16 protein-coding genes are annotated in these 16,623 nt (G+C 69.1%); 3 read left to right on the top strand and 13 right to left on the bottom strand.

Features of this window, described 5'->3' with window-relative positions:
- Positions 1-7: 7 nt before the first annotated feature.
- From ACSQ2G_RS19270 to glmU, 11 genes are all read right to left on the bottom strand, one after another.
- Entirely contained in the window at positions 8-481 is a 474-nt protein-coding gene (locus ACSQ2G_RS19270; protein WP_436033597.1) for a hypothetical protein, read from the bottom strand.
- A gap of 2 nt (positions 482-483) precedes the next feature.
- Entirely contained in the window at positions 484-840 is a 357-nt protein-coding gene (gene panD / locus ACSQ2G_RS19275; protein ID WP_028040040.1) for an aspartate 1-decarboxylase, read from the bottom strand.
- 174 nt (positions 841-1,014) lie between these two features.
- Positions 1,015-1,710, bottom strand: a complete 696-nt coding sequence (locus ACSQ2G_RS19280; RefSeq protein WP_436033599.1) for an Hsp20/alpha crystallin family protein — start codon at positions 1,708-1,710, stop codon at positions 1,015-1,017.
- Positions 1,711-1,879: 169 nt separating this feature from the next.
- Entirely contained in the window at positions 1,880-2,980 is a 1,101-nt protein-coding gene (locus ACSQ2G_RS19285) for a class I SAM-dependent methyltransferase (RefSeq protein ID WP_436033601.1), read from the bottom strand.
- A 226-nt stretch (positions 2,981-3,206) separates the two neighbouring features.
- Positions 3,207-4,997, bottom strand: coding sequence for a long-chain-acyl-CoA synthetase (locus ACSQ2G_RS19290; protein ID WP_436033603.1), 1,791 nt, complete (start codon positions 4,995-4,997; stop codon positions 3,207-3,209).
- 46 nt (positions 4,998-5,043) lie between these two features.
- The gene (locus ACSQ2G_RS19295) at positions 5,044-6,000 is read right to left on the bottom strand and encodes a retroviral-like aspartic protease family protein (RefSeq protein WP_436033605.1); all 957 of its coding nucleotides are present in this window, start codon (positions 5,998-6,000) and stop codon (positions 5,044-5,046) included.
- A gap of 72 nt (positions 6,001-6,072) precedes the next feature.
- Positions 6,073-7,452 (bottom strand): class II 3-deoxy-7-phosphoheptulonate synthase, encoded by a 1,380-nt coding sequence (locus tag ACSQ2G_RS19300; RefSeq protein WP_310084814.1) that lies wholly within the window; start codon positions 7,450-7,452, stop codon positions 6,073-6,075.
- An 84-nt stretch (positions 7,453-7,536) separates the two neighbouring features.
- Complete coding sequence (locus ACSQ2G_RS19305; protein ID WP_436033607.1) at positions 7,537-8,799, bottom strand: O-antigen ligase family protein; 1,263 nt, start codon at positions 8,797-8,799, stop codon at positions 7,537-7,539.
- Positions 8,796-10,190 carry a glutathione-disulfide reductase gene (gene gor, locus ACSQ2G_RS19310; protein WP_436033609.1) on the bottom strand — a complete coding sequence of 465 codons (1,395 nt, stop codon included), beginning with the start codon at positions 10,188-10,190 and terminating at the stop codon, positions 8,796-8,798. The genes ACSQ2G_RS19305 and gor overlap by 4 nt, the downstream gene beginning before the upstream one ends.
- Before the next feature lie 73 nt (positions 10,191-10,263).
- Positions 10,264-10,944 carry a ribose-5-phosphate isomerase RpiA gene (gene rpiA, locus ACSQ2G_RS19315; RefSeq protein ID WP_436033611.1) on the bottom strand — a complete coding sequence of 227 codons (681 nt, stop codon included), beginning with the start codon at positions 10,942-10,944 and terminating at the stop codon, positions 10,264-10,266.
- A complete protein-coding gene (gene glmU, locus ACSQ2G_RS19320) occupies positions 10,941-12,338 on the bottom strand; it encodes a bifunctional UDP-N-acetylglucosamine diphosphorylase/glucosamine-1-phosphate N-acetyltransferase GlmU (RefSeq protein WP_436033613.1) in 1,398 nt (465 codons plus the stop codon). The genes rpiA and glmU overlap by 4 nt, the downstream gene beginning before the upstream one ends.
- 69 nt (positions 12,339-12,407) lie before the next feature.
- Between glmU and gph the strand changes: the two genes are divergently transcribed.
- Positions 12,408-13,139, top strand: a complete 732-nt coding sequence (gene gph / locus ACSQ2G_RS19325; RefSeq protein ID WP_436033615.1) for a phosphoglycolate phosphatase — start codon at positions 12,408-12,410, stop codon at positions 13,137-13,139.
- A 69-nt stretch (positions 13,140-13,208) separates the two neighbouring features.
- Here gph and ACSQ2G_RS19330 read toward each other — a convergent pair whose 3' ends face one another.
- The gene (locus tag ACSQ2G_RS19330) at positions 13,209-13,493 is read right to left on the bottom strand and encodes a hypothetical protein (protein WP_436033617.1); all 285 of its coding nucleotides are present in this window, start codon (positions 13,491-13,493) and stop codon (positions 13,209-13,211) included.
- A gap of 4 nt (positions 13,494-13,497) precedes the next feature.
- Positions 13,498-14,421 (bottom strand): class I SAM-dependent methyltransferase, encoded by a 924-nt coding sequence (locus ACSQ2G_RS19335; protein WP_436033619.1) that lies wholly within the window; start codon positions 14,419-14,421, stop codon positions 13,498-13,500.
- A 122-nt stretch (positions 14,422-14,543) separates the two neighbouring features.
- Between ACSQ2G_RS19335 and ACSQ2G_RS19340 the strand changes: the two genes are divergently transcribed.
- Positions 14,544-15,218: a response regulator transcription factor gene (locus ACSQ2G_RS19340; protein ID WP_436033621.1), complete on the top strand. Its 675-nt coding sequence runs from the start codon at positions 14,544-14,546 to the stop codon at positions 15,216-15,218.
- On the top strand, positions 15,215-16,564 hold the full coding sequence (locus tag ACSQ2G_RS19345) for a sensor histidine kinase (protein ID WP_436033623.1): 1,350 nt from the start codon (positions 15,215-15,217) through the stop codon (positions 16,562-16,564). The genes ACSQ2G_RS19340 and ACSQ2G_RS19345 overlap by 4 nt, the downstream gene beginning before the upstream one ends.
- Positions 16,565-16,623 lie beyond the last annotated feature (59 nt).

A 16,623-nucleotide genomic window follows, 5' to 3' on the forward strand; every position in this document is an offset into this window, starting at 1 on the left:
CGATCGTTCAGAGCCCCGCCTTGGCGAACGCCTCTTCCACCCGTTCCTGGACCTCGCGGCCCGGCAGGGCGCGTTCGCCCTCCATCACCGCGACATAGGACAGGCCCAGGTCCGGCTTGCCCGCGCCGACCGGCACCGGACCCATGGCCCAGCCGACGGTGTTGACGCCGGGCCCCGACGGACAGCTGGCGAAGCGGGCCGGCTTGCCGACCGCGCCCTCCAGCACGGTCTGAGCCGTGGTGGTCGCCCCGCCGCAGGTCGGCAGGTTGCGGGCGCAGGTGATGTAGCCGCCGCCGGTCCAGACCACCTTGCCGGCCTTGTTTCCCAGCAGCACGCAGGTGTTGGGCCCGCCGATGGCGCGGCCGACGGCTTCCGACAGCTGCTGCTCGTCGACGCCCTTGGGCAGCTTGGGCGAGCAGGCGGTCAGGGAGCCGACCAGGACCAGCCCCGCCGCGACCAGCCGAACGGCGGAGGCGCGCACGTTCAGGCGGCCTTCTTGATGCGGTTGCCGTCTTCCAGCAGCACCACGGTCGGGGCGTAGTTGCGGGCCTCCTCGGCCGGCAACTGGCAGTAGGCGACGACGATCACCGTGTCGTTCTTCTGCACCAGGCGGGCGGCCGCGCCGTTGACGCCGATCACCTTCGAGCCGCGCGGCGCGGCGATGGCGTAGGTGGTGAAGCGCGCGCCCGTGGTGATGTTCAGCACGTCGACTTGCTCGTTGGGCAGGATGTTGGCGGCCTCGAGCAGGTCGGTGTCGATGGCGATCGAGCCCTCGTAGTCGAGGTCGGCCTGGGTGACGGTGGCCCGGTGAAGCTTGGCCTTCATCATCGTCAGCAGCATGGCGATATCCCCTTATCTTTTTGAAACGTTTCGGGATTTCCCGGGTCGCCACACACATGACCCGCGATCAGTCCCGGCCATATAGCCAGGAAGCGGACGGCGTTCAATCGCGGTGCGCCTCGGGGGCGGCGAAGCGCCCGCCGCGAGCGATGACGAACAGCGGCGTTTGGGCCTTCAGTGGCGCACGCCGGTTCGGGGCGGCTCGGGCTCCGGCGCGTCGGCCTTGGGCAGGACGATCTCCAGGACGCCATTGCGCATCGACATCGTCATCCGGTCCCGGGCCACGCCGGGCGGCAGCGTGAAGCTCCGCTCGAACTGCCCGAACCAGCGCTCGCTACGCCGATAGCCTTGGGTCGCCTCGCCCTCCTCCCGTTTCTTCTGGCCCTGGATCCGGAGCATGTCGCCGTCGGTCGAGACGCTGACATCGCGGTCGGTAAGACCCGGCAGTTCGACCGACACGAGATAGGCGCCGACCTGTTCCTTCACATCGACCGACGGCAGGTCCAGGAACGCCGCCGGTCCCAGGAACCGCGGGAGCATCGCGGGGCGCAGGCCGCTGGCCGCCTCACGCCAGAACTCGTCGCTCCATCGCGTCATGCTGGACAGGAACGCCTGGAAGGGCTCGAACGCATGCTCCCACAGGCGCGTCGAGGCCAGCATCGCCTCACGGCTGGCGGCGGCCAGCTCTCCGCCTTCCTGGGTGAGGTCGATGTCGCCTTCCCTGGCCTCGGCCGCTGGCCGGCCCGGAGGCGCTCTGCCTGTCTCGCCGGCCAACTGGAACGACGCCGGTTCGGCCGGCGGGGACCGAGAAGTCTCGGCTGAGGGTTTCGCGGAAGGACTGGGCGTGGTGTCGTGTCGAGGATCGGCCATGGCGGCGCTCCGAAGGTTCTCCTCCCGGCTAAGCCCGATAACTTACACCTCACGCCGTCCGCGAAACAGCCCGACGCCGATCACAACATCGTCCCGGGACTTGACGATCGGGGGCGCCCCGGGATCGCCGGAACGCCACGAGCAACCGCGTCTTCGCCTCTGCCCAAGGTCAGGGCCGGACCTCGAACACCAGGTTGAACGGGGTCTGGGCCACGCGGCGGAAGCGGGTGAAGCCGGCCTCCTGGCAGACCCCCCGCAGGCGCGCCTCACCGGCTTGAGCGCCCAGGCCCAGGCCTACCTCCTGGCTCAAGGACGCCGGCGTGCAGAGCATGGTCGAGGCGGCGTAGAACATCCGGCCGACCGGATTGAGGTTGTCAGTCAGGTCGTCGTTGGCGAACGGCTCCACCAGCATCCACGTGCCATCGGGGCTGAGGGAGGCGCGGATATGGGCGGCCGCTCCGACCGGATCGCCCATGTCGTGCAGCGCGTCGAAGATGCAGATCAGGTCGTAGTGATCGCCGGGGAAGGTCTTGGCCATGGCGGTCTGGAATACCGCTCGATCTCCCAGGCCGGCGGCGACGGCGGTCTCGCGCGCCCGGTCGACGGACGCGGCGTGGTAGTCGAAGCCGAAGAACCGCGAGTTCGGGAAGGCCTGGGCCATCAGAAGGGTCGACGCCCCGTGGCCGCAGCCCACGTCGGCGACCACCGCGCCCTGCTTCAGCTTGGCTTCCACCCCCTCCAGGGCCGGTATCCAGCTCGAGAGCAGGTTGGCGTTGTAGCCCGGCCGGAAGAACCGTTCGGTCCCCCTGAAAAGGCAGGCGTTGTGCTCGTGCCACCCGACGCCGTCGCCCGACTTGAAGGCGTCGGCGATCTTCGGCTCGTCGCGGAACATGGCGGCGATCACGTCGAAGCCGCCGGCCAGGAACACGGGCCCGCCCTCGTCGGCGAACACCATGGTCTGCACCGGATCCAGGAAGAACAGGCGCTCCTCCTCGTCATAGGTCACGTAGCCGGCGGCGGCCTGGCCCGCCAGCCATTCGCGCACGTACCGCTCGGTCGTGCCTGTGCGGGCCGCCAGTTGCGCCGAGGTCGCCGCCCCCCCGTCGGCAAGGGCGCGATAGAGCCCCAGATGATCGCCCAGCAGCACCAGGGCGGCCGACATCGCCGCCCCCATGTCGCCGACCATCTTGCCCATGAAATCGTCGAGCGCGCCCGGACTGGGCTGAGGAAGCGGCCCCGCGGGGTCGGTGGGTGGGGATTGTCCAAGCATGATGACCTCCGATCATCGGCGCATAGCGCGGCCGGGCCGTGGTCACACCTGTTCGGCCCTGAGACGCGAAAGGACCCCGATCCTACGCCTGGCGACCGGAACGCCCAAGGTTAATCACACCATGGACGAGCCCCTGAGGCGCCTTTCGTGTCGTTGCCCCGCAGCCCTGGATAGGCGCCCGCCGGGGATCGCCGGAAAGTGGCGACCAGGCCTTCCCGAAGAGGCTCTACAGCCGGTAGTCGCCGGCCAGGATCTTGGCGTGAACCGCCTTGGTCAGCTTCACATAGCCCTTGGCCGGATCGCGGAAATACAGCGGATCCTTGATCCGGGCCGGGTCGAAACCTTCCTGGACCAGATCGATCTTGCGGTACTTGAAGGTGCCGGTCGTCTCGATCTCGGGCTGCAGGCGCACGAAGATCGGCCGGGCGTAGGCCGGCAGCTCGCGGTCGACATAGTCGGCCAGGGCGGCGATCTCGAATTCGGGACCGACCACCAGCGAGGCCATGCCTGCCTTGCCGTCCAGCTCGCCGACGGGCACGCCGTAGACATTGACCTCCTTGACGCCGGCCACCGCCGACAGACGCTCGGACACCTCGCTGGTGGCGACGTTCTCGCCCTTCCAGCGGAAAGTGTCGCCGATGCGGTCGACGAAATACAGATAGCCGTCACCGTCGCTCCGCATCAGGTCGCCGGTGCGGAACCAGGCGTCGCCCTTGGCGAACACGTCGTGCAGGATCTTCTTCTCGGTGGCGGCCTTGTCGGCGTAGCCGGTGAAGTTGGAGCGGGCGTCGCTGGCGATGTGGCCGATGCATTCGCCGACCTCGCCGGGCGCGGCCTCGATGCAGCAGCCGTTGGGGCCGCGCACCGGGGTTTCGGTCTCGACATCGAACTTGACGATGCGGATGTTGAACTTCTTGCGCAGGTAGCGGGGGACGCGGCCGATGGCCCCGCGCCGGCCGTCGAAATTGAACAGCGAGACATTGCCCTCGGTCGCGCCGTAGAACTCCAGCACGCCGCCGACCCTGAAGCGGTCCAGCATCACGTCCCAGACGTCCGGACGCAGGCCGTTGCCGAAGATCAGCCGGATCTTGTGGGCGTGCTCGTTCGGCGTTTCGGGGTGGTTGGCCAGGTAGCGGCACAGCTCGCCGATATAGACGAACATCGTGCAGTTCTCGGCGACCACGTCGTCCCAGAAGGCGCTGACCGAGAACTTCTTGCGCAGCACCACCGCCCCGCCGTTCAGCAGGGCCGCGCCCATGGCGCACAGGCCGCCGGTGGCGTGGTAGAGCGGCAGGGTCACATAGATGCGGTCCGTGGCCTTCGCGTCGGTCGAGCCGGCGAAGCCGCGCATGTAGAGCTGGGCCCGCATGTGGGTGATGCGCGCGGCCTTGGGCAGGCCCGTGGTGCCGCTGGTGAAGATGTAAAGCGCGGTGTCCTTGGCGACTAGGCCGTTGCGCGCGGTCAGGCGGTCGGGGCGCAGCTGGCTGCAGCTCTTGAGCGCATTGGCCAGGTCGCGCTGATCGCCATGCGCCGGGCCCAGCACCCATTGCTGGACGTGGCGCTCCAGTCCGCCCTTGACCTGCTCGAAGCAGGGCGAGGTCTCGGGGTCGACGATGCAGTGCAGGGCCTGGGAGATGTTCAGGCAGTGGGCCAGGGCCGGCCCGGTCAGCTGGTTGTTGATCAGGGCGGTGGCCACGCCCACCTTCGACAGGCCGTACCAGATCGCCAGATATTCCAGGCGGTTGGGCATGAACAGCGCCACGGTCTGGCCGCGGGTGAGCCCCTGCCCCTTGGCCCAGTGGGCGTAGCGATTGGCGATGGCGTCCAGCTCGCCATAGGTCACCGACTTGCCTTCGAAGACGATGGCCTGGCTGTCGCGCCATCGATCGACGGCGGCTTCCAGATCGTCGCAGATCAGGTTGGGGCTGTCCGGCGCGATGGACTTCACGCGCTTGAGCGTGCGCGAGAGCCCCTTCAGGAACTTCAACTCGCGTTTCAACCTGGCCGGCAAACTCATCGACGCACTCCGTTCAAACAACCATTGGAGAGCGGCGAGCGACCGGTCAAGACATGGCCGCGGCTCGATTTGCCGAAGTCGACGACAATCGGAAATGCACCTGGCCGCGGGTGAAATCCAGGGCCACCGATTCGAAGGCGTTGAGCACGTCGATTCCGATCAGGATCGCCGGCTGGTCCGACAGCCCCCAATAGTCGAACGTATGCACTGGACCGAACACGACCGGCAGGTTTCGAAGATTGACCTTGCCCAGGCTGACGGTCTTCAGGGCCGCCAGGCGGCCGGTCATCGACTGGCCCGTCAGGCTCTGCAGCTCGATGTCGGCCCAGTCGCTGCTGACCGCCTTCTGGCGGATCGCCTCCCGCATCAGCGCCATGTTGCCCACGGTGGTGGTCGAGCCCGTATCCAGGAACGCCAGCGTCCTGGCGCCCGAGACAGAGGCGTCGATCAGGTGCAGGCCGTTGCGCCTGGCCTTGATCGGCACCGACACCGTCAGTTCGTCCGTCCGGGGCGCGATCGAGCCCAGCCGCATCTCGTCTCGGGAGAAATCTAACACCAGGCCCTGGGCGCCCAGCCAGTCCAGGCCCAGGATGCCCGGGGCCTGGACGTAGCGCCCGGGCAGGACGGAGAGGGTCAGGTCCTTGCGGATTCGCCGTCCCACCGCGATCGAGGCCGCGCTCACCGTACCGACCATTTCGGAGCCGGCTATGCCGTGCAGATTGACCGGCAGACCGGCCGGCAGGCGCAGCAGGGTCGCCAGCTCGCTGGAGATCACCGAGGCGTTGGCGCCGGTGTCGACCAGGAAGGGATAGGGCCCCTGGTCGTTGATCCGGACCTGCACCGTGAGGCGGCGCACATAGCCCAGCGGCGTGGTCTTCGCCGTCAGGGAAGGGTCGAGCGGCGGAGGATCGGGAAGCGAACGCGCCAAAGCCGGCGCGATCGGAGCGGCGACCAGAGCCAGCATGCCGGCCAGGGCGCGCCGGCGAACGACGGGACTGTCCACGGGATCAGCCTCCTTCCTGGAAAGGAGGCTATACCCCTGACGGGAACCCCGCCAGCAAATCAGAGACCTGCGTTATCCGGTCGCAAGGCGACGCTGGTCGTCGCGCGCCGACTTCAGCTTCTCGGCCACCAGGAACGCCAGTTCCAGCGCCTGTTCGCCATTGAGGCGCGGGTCGCAATGGGTGTGATAGCGGTCGGCCAGATCGCCTTCCGACACCGCCCGCGCGCCGCCCAGGCACTCGGTGACGTTCTGACCGGTCATCTCCAGGTGGACGCCGCCGGGGTGGACGCCTTCGGCATGGGCCACCTCGACGAAGGTCTTCACCTCCGACAGGATCCGGTCGAACGGCCGGGTCTTGTAGCCGGTCGAGGCCTTCAGCGTGTTGCCGTGCATCGGATCGGTGGCCCAGACCACCGAGCGGCCGGCCGCCTTGGTGGCCTTCATCAGCCGCGGCAGGCGGTCGGCGATCTTGTCGGAGCCGAAGCGGCCGTACAGGGTCAGGCGACCCGGCTCGTTGTTCGGGTTCAGGACGTCGATCAGGCGCAGGAGGTCGTCGCCCTCCATGGTCGGGCCGCACTTCAGGCCGATCGGGTTCTTGACGCCGCGCATGAACTCGATGTGGGCGCCGTCCAGCTGGCGGGTGCGTTCGCCGATCCACAGCAGGTGGGCGCTGGTGTCGTACCAGTCGCCCGAGGTGCTATCGACCCGGGTCATGGCCTCCTCGAAGCCCAGCAGCAGGGCCTCGTGGCTGGTGAAGAACTCCACCCGGCGCAGGTCGGGCTGGGTTTCCGGCGTGACGCCGACCGCCGCCATGAAGGTCAGGGCTTCGCTGATCTTCTCCGACAGTTCGCGATAGCGCGCGCCCTGCGGGCTGTCGCCCACGAACCCCAGCGTCCAGCGATGGATGTTGTAGAGGTCGGCATAGCCGCCGCTGGCGAAGGCGCGCAGCAGGTTCAGGGTCGCGGCCGACTGGCCGTAGGCCTTCAGCAGGCGGTCCGGATCGGGCACGCGCTCTTCAGCGGTGAAGTCCATGCCGTTGATGTTGTCGCCGCGATAGGACGGCAGGGTGACGCCGTCGATCGTCTCGATGGGTTCCGAGCGCGGCTTGGCGAACTGGCCGGCGATGCGGCCCACCTTCACCACCGGCTTGCCGCCGGCGAAGGTCAGCACCACCGCCATCTGCAGGATCAGGCGGAAGGTGTCGCGGATGTTGTCGGCGTGGAACTCCTTGAAGCTCTCGGCGCAGTCTCCGCCCTGCAGCAGGAACGCGCGGCCTTCCGCCACCTCGCCCAGGGCCGACTTCAGGCGGCGCGCCTCGCCCGCGAAGACCAGCGGCGGCATCTGCCGCAGGGTCTGCTCGACGCGCTCGACCGCCGCCATGTCCGGATAGTCGGTCGGGACGTGTTTCGCGGGCAGGGCTCTCCACGACGACGGGGTCCAGCGGCTGGTCATGACGGTCTCGAACTTCTCAAAAGGGAGCGGCTTTTATCCCAACCACGACCCAAAGGCAAAAACGTTGCGACGAAAACGGAAAAATCAGCTCAGCGGGGTAAGTTCGTCCAAGCTGGTCCATTGCGGTTCGTCGAACGCGCGGGCCAGACCGCAGGCGATCAGCGTCAGGGCGCCCAGACCCAGCCACCATTCCTGCCAGACACCGAAGCTCAGTCCGCCGATCACCAGATAGCCGACCAGGGCCGCGGCGGCCATCGCCGCCTCCGTCCGGGAACGCTGGCTCAACCGCACGACGCCATAGGCCAGCCAGCAGAAAAACACCCCCGCCAGGGCGGCGCCGATCGCGCCCAGCTCCAGCCACAGTTGCAGCTGCGCGTTATGGGTATGCAGCGGGATCGCCGGGCCGAAGGTGCGGCTGGCGTCCAGCCCCCAGCCTCGGAACGGGTGGGCCTGGATATGGTCGGCGGCGAAGGTCCAGATGTTCAGCCGAGCGTCCCAGGACGCTGGAACCAGCCGGTGCAGCCAGGCGACGACGCCGGTCTGGACGCCCACCAGCACGGCCAGGGGCGCCAGCACGAAGGGCGCGGCCACCAGCCCGACCAGGACCTTGGCCCCCGTCTGTCCGGCGAAGTATACGAGCAGCCAGACCAGCCCGCCCGCCGCCAGGGCGACGATGCAAGCGTCCGAACTGCAGACCGCCGAGGTGACGAGCGTCCCGACGGCCATCAGCCAGATCAGGCCCGAACGCCACAGCCGCGACAGGACCAGGGCCGCCGGCCAGAACAGCAAGGCCAGGATGTAGGTCGACAGCGAGACCTTGACCATCGCCACGTCCGGTCGGATCGCCTGGCCGGTCGCCAGGTGCAGTTTCTGGTAGATCGCCGCGCCGGTCAGCGAGTCCAGCGCGGCGACCGCCGCCAGCGCCGTCATGCCGTAGGCCAGCACCGTCCCCGCGCGCCGGGCGCCGGCGTCGGACAGGCCGCGCAAGGCCACCACGGCCGCGCCGTAGGTCGCCAGTTGCAGGAACAGCTTCAGCGCCGTCACGCTCTCGATGTCGCCGTAGCCCTTGAGCTTGGACAACTCGGCCGCGAAGGGACTCCAGCTCATGCTGACCGCCGCCCACAGGGCCAGGGCCACCAGGATCAGCAGGGGCGGCGCGGCGGCGCGCGTCAGCCTCAGGCCCGGCAGGGCCAGCAGACCCGCCAAGGCCAGCAGCGGCGCGAAGCCCAGCGGCGCCAGATAGGCCAGCAGCGGCGTCATCACCACCACGAAGATCGCCACGCCGCTCAGCCACGGCGTGCGGCGGGCCGGCGCTTCGTTCGGCTCGAGCGAGGCGGTCGCGGTCATACGGTCCCCATTTCCGACGGCATGTACTTCTCGCGCATCGTCACCAGTTCCTCGGCCAGGGTCGGGTGGACGGCGCAGGTGGAATCCCACTGCGGCTTGGTCACGCCCATCTTCACCGCGATGGCCGCCATCTGGATGATTTCCGGCGAGTCGGGCCCCACCACGTGCACCCCGACCACCCGCTGATCGTCCTGCTTGACGACCAGCTTCATCAGGCAGCGGTCCTGGCCGCCGTAAAAGGTGCTCTTCATGGGCCGAAAGACCGCGCGATAGATGTCGACCTTGCCGAACGCCTGGCGGGCCTGCGCCTCGCTCATGCCCACCGCGCCGACCGGCGGCTGGGAGAAGACCGCTGAGGCGACCATGTCGTGGTCGAAGGTGGTGGGATTGTCGTGGAACTCGGTCTGGGCGAAGGCCGCGCCCTCGCGGATCGCCACGGGGGTCAGGTTGATGCGGTCGGTCACGTCGCCCACCGCCCAGATGTTGTCGGCGGTCGTCTTGGAATAGTCGTCGACCACGATCGCGCCGCGGTCGTTGAGCTCCACGCCCACCTTTTCCAGGCCCAGGCCGGCGACATAGGGGTCGCGGCCGGTGGCGAACATCACCGCGTCGGTCTCGAAGGTCAGGTCATTGTTGAACGTGCTGAGCAGGCCGGTCTCGGTCTTCTCCAGCCGTTCGTGCGAGCAGCCCAGCACCACCTTGATCCCGCGCTTCTCCAGCTCGTCGGCCAGATGGGCGCGGACGTCGTCGTCGAAGCCGCGCAGGATGTTGGCCCCGCGGTAACAGAGCGTGGTCTGAACGCCCAGGCCGTTGAAGATGCTGGCGAACTCCACGGCGATATAGCCCCCGCCGACCACCATCACCCGCTTGGGCAGCTCCGGCAGGTGGAAGGCCTCGTCCGAGGTGATGCCCAGCTCCGCGCCGGGGAAGTCCGGACGCCAGGGCCGGCCGCCGGTGGCGATCAGGATCTTGCGGGCGGTGTAGCGGCCCGCGTCCTTGGATCCCGACTTCGGCAGCACTTCGACGGTGTGGGCGTCGACGATCTCGGCCCGGCCGTGCAGCAGGTGGGCGCCGGCCTTCTGCAGGTTGGTGACGTAGATCCCCGACAGGCGGGCGATCTCGACGTCCTTGTCGTGCAGGAAGCCCTTCCAGTCGAAGCTGGCCTCGCCGATCGTCCAGCCATAGCCCTTGGCGGTCTTCAGCTGGGCCTTCACCTCGCTGGCGTAGACCATGAACTTCTTGGGCACGCAGCCGCGGATCACGCAGGTGCCGCCCACCCGATACTCCTCGGCCACGGCGACCTTGGCGCCGCTCATGGCGGCCACGCGCGCCGCGCGCACGCCGCCCGAACCGGCGCCGATGACGAAGAGGTCGAAGTCGTACTCAGCCATCGGGCGCTCCGGGCTCACTTGGACGGGATCGGGTCAGGCTTGGCCATGGACCAGCAAGAGGGCGGATATGGGCCTAGGGGACCAGCTTGACCACCCCCTGGTCGGTTCCCAGCAAGGCCTCGTCCGCCAGGTCGAGGAACAGGCCGTGGTCGACGACGCCGGTGACGGTCTTGAGCGCGGCGCCCAGGGCTGCCGGTTCGGCGATCACGCCGGACGGCAGGTCGTAGATCACGTTGCCGCCGTCGGTGACCACGACGCCGCGCTCGGCCATGCGCAGGCGCGGCGGCAGCAGCTCGAACTCGGCGGCGATGTCGGCTAGGCGGTGGCCGGTGTGGACGTGGCCGAAGCGCACGACCTCGATCGGCAGCGGGAACTTGCCCAGGTGATCGACCTTCTTGGCGGCGTCGGCGATCACGACGCAGCGCTTGGAGGCCTCCCAGACCAGCTTCTCACGCAGCAGGGCCGCGCCGCCGCCCTTGATCAGGGACAGGCCCGGCCCGACCTCGTCGGCGCCATCGACGGTCAGGTCGATCGACTTGACGTCGTCCAGCGTCGCCAGGGCGATGCCCAGCTCGCGGGCCAGGTTGGCGGTGGCTTCTGACGTCGGCACGCCCCGGACGTCCAGCTTGCGCGCCGCCAGGGCCTTGACGAACCAGGCCGCGGTCGAGCCGGTGCCCAGGCCCACCACCATGCCGGCCTCCACGAGCTCGGCTGCCGCCTCGCCCGAAATCCGCTTCTGATCGTCCGCGCTCATTGATTGTCCTTCCTGGCCTTCTGGGCCGCCTTCATGGCCCGAAACCGGGTCGCCCAGCCCGGCTTGTCGCTCTGCACGCCGCGCCCGAGCGCAAGCGCGCCGTCCTCGACGTCGCGGGTGATCACCGAGCCCGAACCGGTCATCGCCCCCTCCCCGACCCGCACCGGGGCCACCAGGGCGCTGTTGGAGCCGATGAAGGCGTTCGCGCCCACGTGGGTCTCGAACTTGTCGAAGCCGTCGTAGTTACAGAAGATCGTACCGGCCCCGATATTGGCTTTCGGGCCTACCGAGCCGTCGCCCAGATAGGACAGGTGGTTGGCCTTGGCGCCGGCCCCGACCTTGACCTTCTTGACCTCGACGAAGTTGCCGATGTGGGCGTCCGGACCGATCTCGGCCCCCGGCCGCAGGCGGGTGTAGGGGCCAATCAGGGCCCCCTCGCCAACCGCCGCGCCTTCCAGGTGGCTGAAGGCCTTGATCACCGCCCCGGCCGCGACGCTGACGCCGGGTCCGAACACCACGAACGGCTCGATCGTGACGCCGGCGGCCAATTGGGTGTCCCAGCTCAGATGCACGGTGTCTGGCGCCGGCATGGTCACGCCCTCGACCAGAAAGGCGGACCGGCGGGCGGCCTGCCAGACGGCCTCTGCGGCGGCCAGCTCGGCCTGGGAATTGACGCCCTGCACCGAGGCTTCCGGCGCGAAGGCCGCGCGGGTCGACAGCGACCGAGCGTGCGCCAGCCCGACCACGTCGGTCAGGTAGTATTCGCGGTTGGCGTTGTCGTTGCCGACATTGGCCAGCAGGTCGAACAGCAGGGCGCGGTCGGCCGCCAGGACGCCGGAATTGCAGTGCCTGACCTGCTTGACCGTGTCGTCGGCGTCCTTGGCCTCGACGATCCGCAGCAGCACGTGGCCCGGCGCCAGGATCAGCCGGCCGTAGGCGCCGGGGTTGGCCGCCTCGAAGCCTAGCACCGCCACGTCGGCGCCCCCCTCACGCGAAGAACCGGCCCGCAGGTCGAACAACGGCTCGATCACCGGGGCGCTCAGCAGCGGGCAGTCGGCGAAGGTCACCACCACGTCGCCGTCGAAGTCGACCAGGGCCTCGCGGGCGGCCAACACGGCGTGGCCGGTGCCTTGGGGCGGATCCTGCAACACGGTCGCGCCCTCGCCCAGGCGTTTCCTGGCATGTTCGCCGACCTGCGGGCTGTGGGCCCCGACCACCACGATGATGCGCTCGCAGTCCAGGGCCTGGGCGGTGTCGATGGCGTGGTCCAGCAGGGTCCGGCCGCCGATCCGGTGCAGCACCTTGGGGGTCGGCGACTTCATCCGCGTGCCCTGGCCGGCGGCCAGGATGACGGCGGCGCGAGAGCGGGCCGGCGACGGAACGGCGTTGGTCATGGGCGAAGCGACTCCCGAAGCGCGGACCAAAGTTGCATTAGCCGCGCGTTTAGCCGAAAGGCCAGAGCCATGCATGCCCAGAACGACATTCCCAAGGCCGAGATTCTTCAAGGCGCGACGATCGTCTTCGATCTGGACGGCACCCTGGTCGACACCGCCCCGGACCTGGTGGCCTCGCTGAACCTCATCCTCGCCGAGGAGGGCCTGCCGGCCCTGCCGTTCGACGACGTGCGCAAGATGGTCGGCCGTGGGGCCAAGGCCCTGCTGGAGCGCGGCTTCGCCGCCGCCGGCGCGCCGCTGGACGCCGACCAGGCGCCCAAGCTGGTTGAGCGCTTCATCGCCCTCTATCTGGGCCGCATCGCCCACGAGAGCGGCCCGTTCCCCGGCGTCGTCGAGGCCCTGGTCGCCCTGCGCGCGGCCGGCGCCCGGCTGGCGGTCTGCACCAACAAGCTGACCCACCTGTCGGTCGCCCTGCTGGACGCCCTGGACCTGACCCAATATTTCGACGCCGTGGTCGGCGCCGACAGCGCCCCGGCCGCCAAGCCGGACCCGCGCCACCTGCTGGCCACGATCGCGACGGCGGGCGGCGATCCCGCCCGGGCGGTGATGGTCGGCGACAGCATCAACGACACCCTGGCCGCCAAGGCCGCCAACGTGCCGACCCTGCTGGTCACGTTCGGCTACACCGAGGCCCCGGTCGAGACCCTGGGCGGAGATCTGTTGATCGACGCCTTCTCCGACGCGCCGGCGGCCTGCGTCACGCTTCTGGCCTCCCGCAACGCCCGAAACGCCGAGCTTTAGCATCGAAGGGCGCGCCGGGCCCGGCAAGGGCTTCCAGGCCGCAGCACATGCTGAACGGCGCGATGATCCTCAAGGTAAAGAGACCAGCCAGATCACGAAATCCTGGCCGTAGACCTGCCGTGGGGCCTCGCGGCCTTCAAGTCGCGTCAAATGGATCCGCGCGGCGCACTCCTGCGCCCAGGCCCGACGCAACCGCATTTCAGCCGCCTCGCGCAGGCTGAGATCGGCGGGCGCAAGGCCGGCGGCGTAGAAGTCGGCCAGCGCCATGACGGCGCGGCGACGCACCTGTACGATCGTCTGCTCAAGATCTCGGGCGGGCGGCGTCGTCAGAGGGTTGGCGAGGACAGGCCGCACGAACCTATCTCGCCGCCTGCGACGCGGGCGCCAACCCGCGTTCGGCCTTGGGCGCGGCCGCGCGCGCTGGCGTCTTGAAGGCGCAGGCGGTGACATAGCGTCGCCGTCCATCGGCGAAGGCCTGAAACTTGGCGCTGCCTTCCACGGCGGCGTAGCTGAGCATCTCATCGCGCAGCAGCGCGCGGTAGAACCAGGGCGCACGCGCGTCGATCAGGGCTCGGCGCCGGTCGCTGTCGAGGCGGCAGGCCTGCAGAACGTTTTCGGTGATGTCGACAAAGCGCCCGCGCAGTCCGGCGGCCGCCATCGCCTCGGGGACGCGGATCGCGTCTTCGGGCTTGCGGCTGTCGCAATAGAGCAGCGCCCCGCCTGGCCTTAGCACCCTGGCGACCTCCGCGAAGAAGCGCGGGAAATCGCCGTAGTCGTTGGAGGCCTCGACATTGATGACGATGTCGAAGCTTTCGTCGGCGAACGGCAGGTCGAGCGCGGAGCCTTCGACGAAGCAAAGGCGATCGCGATCGCAAAAACGCGCCCGGCAAGCCGCTATCGCATGGGCCGACAAGTCCAGGCCGACGGCTTCGATGTCGCCCGGCCATGCCTCGAGCAGGTGGGCCAGGCCGCCGCCGCGGCCGCAGCTGACCTCCAGCACCCGCGCGCGGGCGGGATCGCCGCCACTGGCGAGGAACGCCTTCAGGTGTTCGCGATACATCTGAAGCTGGAAACGCTCGGGCGAGGCTCCTTCGGCGGGCGCGAAGCCATAGTTGTTGGTGGCGGCCTCACCCCAGTCGAGGCTGTAGAAGTGGTTCCACAACTTCGACCGGCTGGCGCCGCGCCGGGCCTTGGCGCGCTTGAAGCCCAGGCGAGCCAGGGCGCGCAGGCCGACGCCAAGTCCAACGGCGCCGGCGCCGAGGATCCAGGGGTTAAGGGTCATGTCGCGTCTCGCCGTTGCTGTCGCCCAGCGATAAGACGAGAGGGTTCAGTGGCGGCGCCGCACCGCCATGGCGCCTTGGCGGCGCCTAGAGGCGCGACATTGACGGCGAGAACGAGAGCGACATGCCCCGCATCCTGTTGGTCGAAGATGAACCCGAAATGGCGCGGCTGGTCGCGTCCAACCTGGCGCGCGCCGGCCTGTTGGTAGATCGCGCGGGCGACGCGGCCACCGCCCGGGAAATGATCGCCCTGACCCGCTACGGCCTCGTCCTGCTGGATCGTGGCCTGCCCGACGCGGACGGCCTCACCCTCTTGCCGTTCATACGCAAGGCCGCGCCCGGCGCGCCGGTCCTGATGCTCACCGCCCTGGACCGGGTCGATCACAAGGTCGCGGGCCTCGACGCGGGCGCCGACGACTACCTGACCAAGCCCTTCTTCACCGATGAGCTCCTGGCCAGGATCCGGGCGGCCTTGCGTCGGCCAGGCGCGGCGCCCGCCCAGCCGACGACCTGTGGCGCGGTGTCATTCGATCCGGATACGCGCGAGGTGAAGGTCGGCGGCCGGGCCGTAGCGTTCAACCGTCGGGAGCTGCTCGCCCTGGAGGTGCTGGTGCTCAGGGCCGGCCGCGTCGTCCAGCGGCATGCGCTGTCGGAGGCGGTGTTCGGGATGGACGACGATGTTCAGCCCAAGGCCCTGGACGGCCACGTATCTCGACTGCGCAAGCGCTTGGCCGACTTGGACGCCGGCGTCGTCATCCACGCGATCCGCAATGTCGGCTACCTGCTCAAGGCGCGATGAAACCGCGCGGCTCCTCCCTGGCCTGGCGGCTCGTCGTCTGGTTCGTCGCGGTGGCGGCCGTGGCCTCCGTGCTCGCCACGGCCATGTCGCTCCTTTTCTGGCGCCAGGCGGGGGACGAATATGCGTTCGCCCAAATGAACCTGGAACGGGTCGCGGTCGGGGCGCTGCGCGAGGACCCGGACGGCGGGGTGCGACTGGCCGACACCGGGGCGCTCAGCAGGTTTCGCCAGGCGCGGCCGAGAGCGCAGGTGGCGGTCATCTGGCGCGGACGGGTCCTGGAGGGATCCTCGCCGATGCTGGCCCAGGCGCTGACACGCTTGAAGGGCATTGGCTTCCTTGACGCCAGCTTCGTCTTCGGCCAGGGACCGCTCGCTGGAGAGACCGCCGTGGCGACCCTCGTCGAAAGCCGCTTTGGTCCAGTCACCGTCGTCGGCGCGCGAAATCCAATGCGGCCCGGCGACTTGCCGGCCCTGGCGCTCTACATGGGCGGCTATCTGATTCGCATCGTCGGGTTGGCGGCCCTCGCCGCGGCGCTGGTCACGCCTTGGGTGATCGGCCGCGCCCTGGCGCCCCTGAAGGCGGCCAGCATACAGGCGGCCGCCATCGACGTACGGCGTCGCGACGTACGCCTGCCGCTGAACAACACTGTTCCGACCGAGGTGGCGGGTCTGGTTAGGGCCATCAACCTGGCGCTCGACCGCCTGGACGAAGGGGTCAGCCGGCAACAGCGTTTCGCCGCCGAAGCCGCCCATGAGCTGCGTACGCCCCTGGCCATCCTCGCCGCGCGCATCGACAACCTGCCGCCAGGCGATCAGGTCGCGGGCATGCGGCGCGATATCGAGCGCATGCCCGCGATGGTCGATCAGTTGCTGATGGTGGCGCGGCTGGAGGCTGGCGCCGCAAGGGGCGAGGACCTTATCGATCTGGTCGACTTGACGCGCGATGTCGTCGCCGACTGCAGCCCGCTGGCCCTGGCCCAGCATCGCCGGCTGGCGCTTCTGCCCCATTGCCAGACGCTCCTGGTTCGAGGCGATCCGCGCTTGCTGCAAAGCGCGTTGCGCAACCTGGTCGAAAACGCCATTCGCGCCGAACCGGCCGGCGGCCGGATCGACATCACGGTCGGTCCGGAACCGGTGGTTTGCGTGATCGACCATGGCCCGGGCGTGCCCGAGGAGGATCGCGAACGTGTTTTCGAGCCCTTCTGGCGCCGCCGGGACGGCCATCCCGGCGCGGGCCTGGGCCTGGCGATCGTGCGCGAGGTGGCGCGCACGCACGGCGGTCACGTGGCGGTCACGGTCACTCCTGGCGGCGGCGCGACATTCCGCTTCAGCTGCGCGGGGCCTTAGCACGTGTCGGCGGAAGGCCGGCCGGTTCCGAGGACCGGAGCCTTTCACGCCTTCGGCCG

Source organism: Caulobacter sp. LjRoot300 (assembly GCF_964253875.1).
Taxonomy (GTDB): domain Bacteria; phylum Pseudomonadota; class Alphaproteobacteria; order Caulobacterales; family Caulobacteraceae; genus Caulobacter.

What these genes read in the sequence shown, in the direction of transcription:
- glmU (WP_436033613.1), bottom strand. Translation starts at nt 12,338, where the DNA reads ATGACCAACGCCGTTCCGTCGCCGGCCCGCTCTCGCGCCGCCGTCATC.
- ACSQ2G_RS19290 (WP_436033603.1), bottom strand. Translation starts at nt 4,997, where the DNA reads ATGAGTTTGCCGGCCAGGTTGAAACGCGAGTTGAAGTTCCTGAAGGGG.
- ACSQ2G_RS19300 (WP_310084814.1), bottom strand. Translation starts at nt 7,452, where the DNA reads ATGACCAGCCGCTGGACCCCGTCGTCGTGGAGAGCCCTGCCCGCGAAA.
- ACSQ2G_RS19305 (WP_436033607.1), bottom strand. Translation starts at nt 8,799, where the DNA reads ATGACCGCGACCGCCTCGCTCGAGCCGAACGAAGCGCCGGCCCGCCGC.
- gor (WP_436033609.1), bottom strand. Translation starts at nt 10,190, where the DNA reads ATGGCTGAGTACGACTTCGACCTCTTCGTCATCGGCGCCGGTTCGGGC.
- panD (WP_028040040.1), bottom strand. Translation starts at nt 840, where the DNA reads ATGCTGCTGACGATGATGAAGGCCAAGCTTCACCGGGCCACCGTCACC.
- ACSQ2G_RS19335 (WP_436033619.1), bottom strand. Translation starts at nt 14,421, where the DNA reads ATGACCCTTAACCCCTGGATCCTCGGCGCCGGCGCCGTTGGACTTGGC.
- rpiA (WP_436033611.1), bottom strand. Translation starts at nt 10,944, where the DNA reads ATGAGCGCGGACGATCAGAAGCGGATTTCGGGCGAGGCGGCAGCCGAG.
- ACSQ2G_RS19340 (WP_436033621.1), top strand. Translation starts at nt 14,544, where the DNA reads ATGCCCCGCATCCTGTTGGTCGAAGATGAACCCGAAATGGCGCGGCTG.
- ACSQ2G_RS19285 (WP_436033601.1), bottom strand. Translation starts at nt 2,980, where the DNA reads ATGCTTGGACAATCCCCACCCACCGACCCCGCGGGGCCGCTTCCTCAG.
- ACSQ2G_RS19345 (WP_436033623.1), top strand. Translation starts at nt 15,215, where the DNA reads ATGAAACCGCGCGGCTCCTCCCTGGCCTGGCGGCTCGTCGTCTGGTTC.
- ACSQ2G_RS19280 (WP_436033599.1), bottom strand. Translation starts at nt 1,710, where the DNA reads ATGGCCGATCCTCGACACGACACCACGCCCAGTCCTTCCGCGAAACCC.
- gph (WP_436033615.1), top strand. Translation starts at nt 12,408, where the DNA reads ATGCATGCCCAGAACGACATTCCCAAGGCCGAGATTCTTCAAGGCGCG.